Raw genomic sequence first — 10,716 nt, 5'->3', positions numbered from 1 at the left:
TGGGGCAGCTATGCGCAGGGGATCGGCGTGAATTCCGGATCGAGCGCGGATTTTACGAGGTCCAACGAATGCGCGTCACGAACCAGCCCCGCATGCGAGGCAGTGTTGCCTGGGCATCCATCCTGGACCCAGACGTTGTTTACAACGGAATTGGGGCCTGCGGTAAGGAACGAAGCTTCCGGAGGGGTTGAAATCTGGTCGTGAGCGGTCGCGATTACGGTATACGTAACTCCCGGTTGGGTTTCCGAGCCCGCATTGAGCTCAGTCAACAGCGGTGTCCCTTGAAGTTGTTGAACACCGGCTGGTCCCCAAATCGCCTGAACCAAGAGGTCTCCAGGAAGCCCCATATCTGAGAGTTGTTTGGCGTTTGCTTGCAAGCCGCCGAAGGTCGTTCCGTGGTTGGTAGCGCCGAGGGTGACCAGAGAATGGACGGCGTTTTTCGACGGATCTTCCGGAGTCGAACCACCGTCGAACTTCAGGTACTGGCGAGCGACGACTCCCCCTTGGGAGTGGCCTACGAGATCCACCTGGCCTGCACCCGTATGACGGCGAACTGAATCAACGAAGGTTGCAAGCTCTTTCGCTGAAGTCGCAATGTCCCTGATACCCCATTGGAGAGCGTTGGGATTGAAGATTTCCCGTGCCCCTCCATAATTGAGAGCAAATACGCAGTAGCCGAGATCAGCAAGTTGCGGGGAAAGTTCAGCCCAGGTATCAACCATGTTCGCGGTTGTTCCATGGATGAGAACTACCGGACGAGGATGATCGGCGCTCGGAACGCAATTCCAGTTGTTGGAGCCCGCCGGCGATGGACCCATAGTCGCGAAACCAGGGCTGGGTTCTCGATCATCCGCCAGGGCACTAACTGAGGTGCCAGACAGCAGGAAACACGTTCCCAGTACGACCAGCATGATCCGAATGAACCGCACCGCTGATTCCTCCTATGAAGCTAATCGGTGCCTCGTGCTGGAGTTGAAGCCAGCACGAGGCACTTGAATCAGACGCCCAGAGACTGTGCGATGAATGGCCAGGACTTGTGTAGATCGTCTTGCCAGTAGCCCCATGAATGGGTACCTGTTGGTCGGAAATCCACTACTGCCGGAATATTCAGTTCGAAGAGCCGCTTCGCCATGTTGGAGGTACACAGGTTGGTTGCAAGCTCGATCGGACTGCCGACAACGATCTGGTCGAACATCGCAGCGCGGCCGTCCTGGATGCGCGGATTAGCAGGGGTGTCATTGGGGAAACCGGGGAGCCCGCTGCCGGTGCTCATGTAAATCTGTGTGCCACGCAGCTTCTCAGCGTTCACAAGGGGGTCGTGTTCCCGCCAACCGGGGCCGTCGAACGGACCCCACATGTTCTGCACGTCGTCAACGCCGCCGATCCACTCCGTGGTGGTCTTGACGAACTGCTGGCCGAGCGGATCGCTGGTCTGAGCACACCCGCTGAATGCGGCAACGGAGTTGTAAAAACCTGGGTACTCGATCGCCAGGTTGAGCACAGAAGTACCCGACATCGAGATTGCTGCAATCGACTGTTCGCCATTGCTGCCAAGTTGCTTGTTCAGCAACGGGGGGAGCTCCTTACCCAGAAAAGTGCTCCACATGTTCTTACCAAGTTTCGGGTCTTCCTTCTGCCAGTCGGTGTAGTACGACAGGCGTCCACCAACTGGCGTCGCGACGTTGACGTTCTTGTCCTGGAAGAAGTCGACGACATCGGTCTGGTACTCCCAAGTAGCGGAATCTTGTCCACCACCGGCTCCGTTGAGCAAGTACAGGATGGGACGGGGCGCGGAGTCATCGGCAGGAGTGATGACCTGAATTGGAACAACGCGGTCCATCGACGCCGCGTATACATTCACGATCTTTTGGCGATCGTTCACTTGCTCGACTGAGACGACGTAAGAACCACTCGTGACGGGCTCCACCGAATCTCCGCCGCCCTGGTGAGTGACAGGCGACGCAGTTGCGATACCGGCCGGAACCAGAGCGCACACCATCGTCACCGCGGCGACACCGGTAGCGCGCCTCCACATGGACTGCCTTGTACGCGTCAAGTTAGATACCTCTCGTTGCGTGGCACGGGTACATCGATGCTCATCCCTGGTGCCACTTGTTTCTCGAACTGTGAAGTCGGTTTGCGGTCTGTATTCGTTACGACATCGCCGCGGCGCGTCGGTATCCCCGAATTGCTGGGTAGACGAAGACCAGAATCATGCCGATGGACCAGATCAGCGTCTTGACGAGGGGTTCCGCCACAGGACCGCCCAACGACAGCCCTCTCATCGTGTCGATAGCGACGGACATCGGTTGCTCTGCCACCACTGGTTGAAGCCACTTCGGGTAGGCCATCACAGGGACGAATCCGGAATTGAAGAACATCAATAGTGTGCACGAGATGGATACGATTTCGACGAGCGGCAAGTTGTCGGAGACAGTGGCCAGGGCCGTCACCATCATGGCAAAACCGACGCCGAAAATGACGGGCAACGCCAAGATCGCGAAGGCCGCCAGCGGACCTTGATTGAATCGGAACCCCAGCAGATAGCCGACGCCGAGAATCACGATTGACGTGAGAAGAACTCGGACTGCTTCTGCGATCATGCGTCCGACGAGACTCGAGGCGCGATGCGCGGGGAGCGTCCAGAATCGACTCAGCAGTCCGGACGCGCGTTCACCTTTGAGGCCGACGGCGCTCGCAATCGACCCGAACATAGCGCCTACGAGGATGATCAGTGGAACTGTCCCGAAAATACTCGACTGGCCGGTTGCTGCTGTAATCGAATTGCCCAATACGACCCGGAACATGAGCAACATGAATGCTGGGTATATGAGGGCTTGAATGGCCGTCGACGGATCTCGCAGCCAGGTGAGCAGCAGGCGTTTAGCCTGAATCCCACTGTGCACGACCAGCGCCTTGAACGAGTTCTCGGGGAGCGCTTTATCCGGGTAAGGGAAGTTGAACCCCTCGACCGGGCGGACTACAGCCATGAATCGATCTGTCGGTTCGTTCATGACCGCCTCATACTTGCCCAGAACGCGAGTGGCGCGAACACGACGATCAACCCGATAGTCCACGCAACGACGGGAAACAGGACGCTCCAGGTGACTCCGCCTTGTGCAAGATCACGCATGGCGAATGAAAACTGCGATACCGGTTGATTGCGTACAAACGGCCGAATCCACTCGGGAAAGCCGGTCTCGGGCGCAAAACCGCAGGACAACATCCCCAGAATCAACTGTGGCAATGTCAGCGCTTGACTGGTGGCCTGCGGGCTCTTCGACAATGAGCCGATGGCGTCACCAGCGAAGGACAGGCAGGTGCTGAACGCCAGGGCGACAGCGCAGAACAAGACGGCCTGCCCGACTCCGGCTGAGAATCGAAAACCGATCAAGTGGCCGAACGCCAATGCGGCAGCAAGCGAGACTGTTGATCTGACGAACCCACTGGATTGACGGGACAGCAGCGGGATCGGGCCGACGACCGGCATGGTTTTCATCCGGTTGCTGAAGCCGGTGATCGATTCGGTCGAAGACATTTGAGCAGCCGAGATCGATGTGAATGCCATCGCCTGCAGGACAATGATCGGCATCAAGAACTGCGCGTAGTTGATCCCTTGAAGTTGCATGACGAACTTCAAGGGAAGGTAGAACCCGATCGTGAAGATCAGCGGTGCGATGACTGCAACGAGCAGCTCATAGCGCTTGACCATCGATTTGACGGTGCGTGCAGTCAGCACCCACCACTGATTGATCGCTGATGGATGCGGTCGGCGGTGCTTTCCAACGCTTAAAGCCTCGGGGACTGCAATCTTGCTGCGACTTTCCCCGCGGACAGTCACTTGATCGACCCCGAATTTTGTAGTTGTCGTCACGGCGTCTCGCTTACGTGCTGTTCACCTGTGAGTGAAAGAAAGACGTCATCGAGTGACGGGCGACGGAGCGCGATGTCTGCAAGCGGAATCCGTGCGTGGTCCAGACGACGCAGCGCTTCGGAGAGGGTTCCTGCGCCGACAGGTGCGGGGATAGCGATGCGACCGCTTTCTTGTGCCAGATCGAATCTGAAGTCGCGGGGGACCAGATTGCCCAGGGCATGGACCGCATGAGGCAGCTGTTTGAGATCTGCGGGCACAATCTCGCAGAAGCTTGCGCCGGTTCGCGCCTTCAGTTGGTCAGCAGTCCCCTCAGCAATGACTGCGCCTTTGTCGATGACGATGATGTTGTCGCTCAGTAAATCTGCCTCTTCGAGGTACTGAGTTGTCAGGAGCACGGTGATTCCCTGCTCCTTCAGTGACTGGACCAGCGACCAGACGCTCTGCCGACTGCGCGGATCCAAGCCGGTGGTCGGCTCGTCGAGGAAAACGACCTCGGGGCGAACAACCAGGCCACACGCGATATCGATTCGTCGGCGCATACCGCCGGAGTAGTTCCTCACTACTCGAGATCCTGCTTCGACGAGGTCGAATTGAGAGAGCAGGTCGGCAGCGCGCACCTTCGCCGACATTCGGTCGAGACCCATCAACCTGCCGAACAGTTCGATGTTCTCCCGGCCGGTGAGTGAATCGTCCAGGGCGGCGAACTGCCCGGTCATCATGATGGAGCGTCGAACCTCGGGAGCATTGCGCACTACGTCGTAGCCAGCCACCATCGCGCGTCCACTGGTGGGACGAATGAGCGTGGAGAGGACCTTCACCGTCGTCGTCTTGCCTGCGCCGTTGGGACCTAAGATGCCGAGCACTGTCCCACGTGGGGCGGTGAAGTTGATCCCTCGCAGCGCGTGCACGTTCTTGAAGGACTTGTGTACGTCCTCCACTAGTACCGCTGCGTCCGTGGAAAAGGGCATCAACACTCCGCTGTCTGCATTGTCGGAACGGGCACGCGCTCCCGACGGGCGCACAGATGCCTTCTGTCTTCTATCCGTGATCTCCGCTCAGATGTTACCGGAGGGTCAAACCGACACTCGGGCAATCGGACGCGTGAGAGGGAGTATGTGGCTCCTGCCAGCAACTCTCACCTTCGATTTCACCTTGTGGCAAGAATCACAAATATTCTTTGTAACGTAAAGATCTCTTCTAATTGAACGAATGACCAAATAGATTTTCAGCGCATCTGCGCAGGTGGGTATTCGGTTGCGCGGACCGGAGGTCTTTGATTTGACCGGTGACGAAAGTCCCCCGATTCCTTCCGGTTGGTCCCCTGGGCCCGCTGCTCGATGTCTTGTGGAGAGATTCGCGATACCGTTGGGAAATGGCGAACGCGACGTTGTCGGTGGTTGTTCCGGCTTTTAATGAATCTGAATACATCGAAACGTGCATCGAAGCGCTCATTGCTCAAGGTGAATATGTCGACGAAATCATCATCGTTGACAATAATTCCTCGGACAACACTTCCGAGTTGATCGAGAAGTATCAAAGTAGTTGTCCCAAGGTTCGGCTTCTCAAAGAATCCCGCCCCGGGGTGGTGCATGCGAGAAACAAAGGGTTTGACGCGGCGAGTGGAGAAATTATCGGACGTATCGACGCGGATACGATCGTGGGGGAAGACTGGGCCGTTGCGGTTCACGAATTCTTCGAGCGTCGCGACGATTTCTCGGGCGTAACTGGCCTGACTTACCTTTATGAATCTCCGATCGCCGGCCTTCAGCGCCGATGGACGAATTGGCGACTCGGTCGCGGGGCTCAGGGGGCGGTTCGGCCCGTTGTTGCAGTTCCAGGCAGTAACATGGCGATGCGTCGGTCGGCTTGGTTGGCCGTTAGGGGTGCGGTCAGCGATCGAACCGACATTCATGAGGATATCGATCTATCCCTCTGCATGGCGCATGTTCGTTGCGCAGTGGGGCAGATCTCGAGCATGGCCGCAAAGGTTTCGGGTAGACGTGGGGTTAGTTCGCCGCGAGTGTATGCACGATATAATCGAGCATCGAAGAAAACCCTCGAGCATCATGGTGTATCGAATTGGAAGTTAACATTCTTGATTGCAGCAGACAGTATTCTGCATGCAATCTTGTGGCCTCTTTATCGAATTTATGACAAGGATTCCGGACAACTCTCGTCTCGGGTCTTGGGTCGGAGGCAGCGGGCGCGGGATCTTCCCGTCTTTTCTTGATAAATCCGTCCGGTATTTATTCGAGAATGCTCGTGTCTAGCTGAAAAATCGGGAGTGCCCGATAATTGCGGACTATTGCTGGTTCTCGTTCGTTGCGAACTATTTCTTTTATTGCACGGGATTAACTGGCAGAATATTCATCTGCAGCGATTGTTACTTCTGGTGTAACTTGTAGCTTTTGGAACAGGGACGTTATTCCACTGTAGTCCTGCACGAACAGTTCGTTGTGCGGTTCCAATGCGACATCGTCGAGCATCTTCCGTCCTCCAGGTATGGCTTCAATTTCCATGATTGCTCGCCACGCGCCGAAGTCGGTCCCGCTGAACGCATGCATTGCGTCCTCGAAACCTTCGAGTAGATAGCTGCGATCTCCACCACCCAGGGAATCCCAGACCAGGACGGCTAATTCCCCGGCAATCGAGGCATGGCAGTACTCGTCGCGAGCGTGCAACCGGATTGTCGCGCGGTTGATCGACTGAACGCCCGGGTCGTCCGAGATGAGGTCGAGGTATGCGGTGATCGACACCTCGGCGACGGTCATGAACGCCAACTGTGTCAGGGCGATCTTGCGAGGCCCCTCGGCTGCGTCGAGAGCTTGCGCCCGCGTGCGGACCGTCAGGACGTCTGGCAGTGCCTTCGCCGGCAGCCCCCAGCCCCTGCCTCGACGGGTCGCTGAACTGGCATTGAAGTGCATGAGCGTGTGATATTGCTCGTCGACCATCGCCTGATTGACGGCCACTGCAGCCCAATCTCCGAGACCGACGCCGAGTCGGTCTTCGGCGAGAACGTCGAAGCCGGGATTGACGACGTACTTCTCGATGTCCATGACGTTCTTGTTGAACGCGATCCATGCCCAGGCTTGCAGGCGTTGCTTCTGCTCGGGGCTCAATGCCAGGTAGGTCGGATGCTCCGCGAACGGGAGAAGTGCTTCGGGGTAGTCGGACAACGACGAATCGAAGAGATCGTCCAGTTCCGGCTCCGCCTTCTTCACGGTTGCCCGGCGCGCCCAGTTGCTCGCAAGGCGGCGGACGATTGCACTCTCGACCGGATCCGAGGCGTCGTACTCCGGGAGGCTGGGCGGACTCACTCCGGGTCTCATCGTTCCCTACTCTCTGTGCCCTTCGGCAATGCGATCGAACAAGCTCTGGCACTCCGCGTTCAATTCGCCGGAGTGATCGTCGAGCGCTGCCTCGGCGGTTTTCATCAGCGTCGTGAAGTCGCCGAGCGTCTCGGCCGCCGTGTCCACCTGTGAGGTGGCATCAAACAGTGCTTTTCGTGTCGCACCTGCATGCGGATTGCCCGCTTGTACGTCCCAGTACACCTCCGGTTCGCCGCCGGCTATCCGCGCCAGGAGCGCGAGCAAGGTCCGATGCGGGGGAGGGGCGACCGCGATGAGTTCGTCCGCGGAAACTCCGAGTTCGGCCAGGGCAACGCCGAAAGCCAGCACCGACGCGTGTGTCAGAACCTGGGTGGCCGCAGCCAACCGGTCGTGACGATCGGCGTCCATCACCGCGACCGACGCTCCCCACGAGCGCACGATGTCGAGGAATCTGTCGGACTGCGGACCGCCGACGTACGGCACTGCGATGACGGCCCGACCGCGTGGCCCGAGCGACGGACGGAACATGGGGTTGAGTCCGAGGAATTCCCCTTCTCGGCCGGCGTCGGCGATTGCTGCGTCCATCCGCGATTTGACCGACAGCGTGTCCACAACGAGAGCGCCGGATGTCCGAAGGCTCGGTAGTGCGGCTAGAGCGACCTGTTCGGGAACCGCGAGCACGATGATGCGCGAGGACTCCACGTGCGCGAGGACTTGCTCACTGGGTTTCGTGATGTCTCCGACGACTACATCTCCGTCGGGATCGCTGCCTGCTGGGTCGACGACGGTGACGGTCGACCCCCCGGCGCGAAGCAGTTCGACGAACATGGATCCGACGGCACCCAGCCCGCCGACAACCGTCGCTGTGCCTGATGACGCCGTCATGGCTGGATCTACCCGCCGTACTCGAGGACCCGCGAGGACACCGCGTCGAGCGCACGGAGCAGCGTGGACGCCTTGACCGTGGTCTCGTCGAATTCTTCTTCCGGATCGGACAACGCTGTGATGGCACCGCCGATTCCGAAGGTCACGCCGCTCGCGGTGCAGACCAGCGACCGGATCACGATCGAGAGGTCCGCGGCGCCACCGAGCGCGAAGTACCCGATCGATCCCGAGTAGACCCCACGTGGGCCTGATTCGAGGCGGTCGATGATCTCCATCGTCCGTACCTTCGGGGCGCCGGTCATCGATCCACCGGGGAACGCGGCACGCACACAGTCCACCGCCGACGACCCCGGACTCAGATGTCCGCGCACCGTCGACACCATTTGGTGAACGGACGAGTACGACTCGATCGCGAACAGCCTCGGAACGTGGACACTTCCCGGAACGCAGACCTTGGTGAGGTCGTTGCGGGTGAGGTCCACGATCATCAGGTTCTCGGCGCGGTCCTTCTCGCTGTCGAGCAGGTCCTGCCGTAGGGCAGCATCACGCGCTCGGGTGACGCCGCGCGGGCGGGTCCCTTTGATCGGCTTGGACTCGACGTTGCCGGCCGAGTCGACACGAAGGAACCGCTCAGGCGAGGCCGAGACCACCGAGATGCCGGTGAAGTCGAGAAGTGCGCTGTACGGCGTCGGATTGATCGAGCGCAGATACTCGAACGCCTGCTGTGCATCGATCGTCTCGTCGACGCTCGCCATGTTGGTCAGACACACCTCGTAGGACTCACCCGCCCGGATCTCCGAGAGGGCCGTTCCGATCAACGACAGGTACTGATCGCGATCATGCCGAAGGCGAGCCTGCGTCCAGACGGTGTCGCTGATCAGCGGAACCGGGGTGCGTTCCGGAAGGTCCGCGCCGATCCGCGCCAGGGTGTCGACGGTCGATTCGAGCCAATCGTCATAGCCGGCGTCCCGGACTTTCTCGCGCAACCTCAAAACGTGAGTGCGGCCCGCGGTGTGATCGATGACGACGGCGCGATCGGCAAACACCAGAGCGGCATCAGGAGTGGGTGCCGGATGGACTGCCCTTCCTCCGGTCTGTGCTTTCAGTTCGTAGCCGAGGTAGCCCACGTAGCCGAGGTTGAAGTCGAGTTCCGGATGTGAGGGCACGAAGCGCGTCGCGAGTTGTGCGTCCAAGTAATCGAAGAACGGAACTCGAATGTGCTCGTCGGACAAGCCTTTTCGGCTGACAGTCAGTACCTCGGCTTGCACGTCGTACGTGATGAACTCGGCCAGCGGCCCCGACGAATCGCCGAGAATCGAAAAGCGCGCACTCGGCTCTGCGGTTGCCGCGCGGTCCAGCCAGAACGCGTTCGGGCCGTCGGCGAACAGTGCTGCATAGGCCGCCGACGGGTCCACTGCAAAATCGAGAATCACGTCGTCGACGTCGTAGTTGATCGCCGGCCGCAGGTCGGGTGTTTGCGGAACAGGTTCGGGTCGGATCACCGAATCCAGAGTGCGTCCGACGGACAGATCGCGGAAGTTCGCGAGCAAATCTATGCCGAACTCGGTGCTGATGGACTCCGGATGGAACTGAACTCCCCACATCGGCTTGGTCCGGTGCCGGACACCCATGAGCAGACCGTCGGACGTCCACGCGGTACGAACGAAGGCGTTCGGCAGATTCTCGACGGTCAACGAGTGGTAGCGAACAGCTCGGAACGGCGACGGAAGTCCGGCAAAAATGCCCGAGCCGTCGTGATCGATCAGCGAAATTCGGCCGTGCATCGGTACGGGCGCAACCACCACGTCCGCGCCGAACAACTCGCACAGGCCCTGGTGGCCGAGACAGACACCGAGAAGTGGGAGAGGCGCTTCTTCGATGAAACGGCGGCTGATTCCGAAATCACGGTCGCGATCCGGCCGGCCGGGACCTGGGGAGATGACCACGTTGTCGTACGACGCGAGATCGAGGGAATCCCAATCCGCGTCGTTGCGGACCACGATCGGCACAACCCCGTTGACCTCGGTCAACAGGGTGAACAGGTTGTAGGTGAACGAGTCGTAATTGTCCACCAGAAGGGTGCGGGAACTCATGTCGATGATCCTGATCTCGGTCCGACGGATTCCCGAACAGTGTCCTCCTCCTCAACAGGTGCGTTGATCACCAGGTCTTCGAGTCGACAGGTCTCGGCAATCATCAGCTCGTACAGGGCGTTGAAGAAGTCAGGAGAGAGGTCGTGTCTACGAGCGAATTCACGCGCCCGCTCCTGCACGACGCGCACGCGGCCGGGTTGCATCATCGGAACCTCGCGGGAGCGCTTCCACTCGCCGATGCGCAGGCAGAGTTCCAGCCGCTGCCGCACCGTCTCGAGAAGTAGAGCGTCGATGGCGTCGAGGTCGCGCCGGAAGCTGTCCAATCCCTCGGCCTCGTCCGGATACGACGAGGTCTGCGTGCCTGCTTCGGAACTCGTTGTGGTCAAGAACTCTTCCACGAGGCCTCCCGGTGCTCGGCGTGACGCGAGGTCGACAATGTGGTGCCCGGAACGCAACCCACCTCCGGACACCGGCACCCCGACCGACCATCGCCGTTCGGGGAGGTGTTCCACGATCGTCATTCGCCGAAACCTGC

At 59.5% G+C, this 10,716-nt stretch carries 10 protein-coding genes; 1 reads left to right on the top strand and 9 read right to left on the bottom strand.

Annotation, left to right across the window (positions count from 1 at the left end; translation table 11 throughout):
- Nucleotides 1–8: 8 nt before the first annotated feature.
- The 5 genes from G4D79_RS25100 to G4D79_RS25080 all read right to left on the bottom strand — a co-directional run bounded on the left by G4D79_RS25100 (nt 9) and on the right by G4D79_RS25080 (nt 4,842).
- A complete protein-coding gene (locus tag G4D79_RS25100; RefSeq protein WP_256082506.1) occupies nt 9–818 on the bottom strand; it encodes a triacylglycerol lipase in 810 nt (269 codons plus the stop codon).
- Nucleotides 819–997: 179 nt separating this feature from the next.
- Nucleotides 998–2,035, bottom strand: a complete 1,038-nt coding sequence (locus G4D79_RS25095; protein ID WP_058039005.1) for an alpha/beta hydrolase family protein — start codon at nt 2,033–2,035, stop codon at nt 998–1,000.
- A 118-nt stretch (nt 2,036–2,153) separates the two neighbouring features.
- On the bottom strand, nt 2,154–3,014 hold the full coding sequence (locus G4D79_RS25090; RefSeq protein WP_058039006.1) for an ABC transporter permease: 861 nt from the start codon (nt 3,012–3,014) through the stop codon (nt 2,154–2,156).
- Nucleotides 3,011–3,874, bottom strand: a complete 864-nt coding sequence (locus G4D79_RS25085) for an ABC transporter permease (RefSeq protein ID WP_054781949.1) — start codon at nt 3,872–3,874, stop codon at nt 3,011–3,013. The genes G4D79_RS25090 and G4D79_RS25085 overlap by 4 nt, the downstream gene beginning before the upstream one ends.
- A complete protein-coding gene (locus G4D79_RS25080) occupies nt 3,871–4,842 on the bottom strand; it encodes a daunorubicin resistance protein DrrA family ABC transporter ATP-binding protein (protein ID WP_020969036.1) in 972 nt (323 codons plus the stop codon). Before G4D79_RS25080 ends, G4D79_RS25085 begins: the two co-directional genes overlap by 4 nt.
- 404 nt (nt 4,843–5,246) lie before the next feature.
- Here G4D79_RS25080 and G4D79_RS25075 point away from each other — a divergent pair, with 404 nt between their 5' ends.
- Nucleotides 5,247–6,104 (top strand): glycosyltransferase family 2 protein, encoded by an 858-nt coding sequence (locus G4D79_RS25075; RefSeq protein WP_064073940.1) that lies wholly within the window; start codon nt 5,247–5,249, stop codon nt 6,102–6,104.
- Between the two features lie 121 nt (nt 6,105–6,225).
- On the opposite strand, the gene G4D79_RS25070 is transcribed toward G4D79_RS25075, so the two are convergent.
- From G4D79_RS25070 to G4D79_RS25055, 4 genes are read right to left on the bottom strand one after another with little or no spacing between them, the layout of a single operon-like run.
- Nucleotides 6,226–7,203, bottom strand: a complete 978-nt coding sequence (locus tag G4D79_RS25070; protein WP_209908057.1) for a diiron oxygenase — start codon at nt 7,201–7,203, stop codon at nt 6,226–6,228.
- Nucleotides 7,204–7,209: 6 nt separating this feature from the next.
- Nucleotides 7,210–8,088 (bottom strand): prephenate dehydrogenase dimerization domain-containing protein, encoded by an 879-nt coding sequence (locus G4D79_RS25065; RefSeq protein WP_214514505.1) that lies wholly within the window; start codon nt 8,086–8,088, stop codon nt 7,210–7,212.
- Nucleotides 8,089–8,096: 8 nt separating this feature from the next.
- A complete protein-coding gene (pabB, locus tag G4D79_RS25060; protein WP_214514504.1) occupies nt 8,097–10,181 on the bottom strand; it encodes an aminodeoxychorismate synthase component I in 2,085 nt (694 codons plus the stop codon).
- A complete protein-coding gene (locus G4D79_RS25055) occupies nt 10,178–10,702 on the bottom strand; it encodes a chorismate mutase family protein (RefSeq protein ID WP_042922406.1) in 525 nt (174 codons plus the stop codon). Before G4D79_RS25055 ends, pabB begins: the two co-directional genes overlap by 4 nt.
- Between the last annotated feature and the right edge of the window lie 14 nt (nt 10,703–10,716).

Source organism: Rhodococcus sp. WY5 (genome assembly GCF_018588185.1).
Taxonomy (GTDB): Bacteria; Actinomycetota; Actinomycetes; order Mycobacteriales; family Mycobacteriaceae; genus Rhodococcus_F; species Rhodococcus_F qingshengii.
This window is presented reverse-complemented; position numbering and strand designations above follow the sequence as displayed.

Excerpts from the sequence above, each read along its gene's own strand:
- G4D79_RS25065 (WP_214514505.1), bottom strand. The coding sequence starts at position 8,088 with ATGACGGCGTCATCAGGCACAGCGACGGTTGTCGGCGGGCTGGGTGCC.
- G4D79_RS25080 (WP_020969036.1), bottom strand. The coding sequence starts at position 4,842 with ATGCCCTTTTCCACGGACGCAGCGGTACTAGTGGAGGACGTACACAAG.
- G4D79_RS25100 (WP_256082506.1), bottom strand. The coding sequence starts at position 818 with ATGGGTCCATCGCCGGCGGGCTCCAACAACTGGAATTGCGTTCCGAGC.
- G4D79_RS25075 (WP_064073940.1), top strand. The coding sequence starts at position 5,247 with ATGGCGAACGCGACGTTGTCGGTGGTTGTTCCGGCTTTTAATGAATCT.
- G4D79_RS25090 (WP_058039006.1), bottom strand. The coding sequence starts at position 3,014 with ATGAACGAACCGACAGATCGATTCATGGCTGTAGTCCGCCCGGTCGAG.
- pabB (WP_214514504.1), bottom strand. The coding sequence starts at position 10,181 with ATGAGTTCCCGCACCCTTCTGGTGGACAATTACGACTCGTTCACCTAC.
- G4D79_RS25070 (WP_209908057.1), bottom strand. The coding sequence starts at position 7,203 with ATGAGACCCGGAGTGAGTCCGCCCAGCCTCCCGGAGTACGACGCCTCG.
- G4D79_RS25055 (WP_042922406.1), bottom strand. The coding sequence starts at position 10,702 with ATGACGATCGTGGAACACCTCCCCGAACGGCGATGGTCGGTCGGGGTG.
- G4D79_RS25095 (WP_058039005.1), bottom strand. The coding sequence starts at position 2,035 with ATGTGGAGGCGCGCTACCGGTGTCGCCGCGGTGACGATGGTGTGCGCT.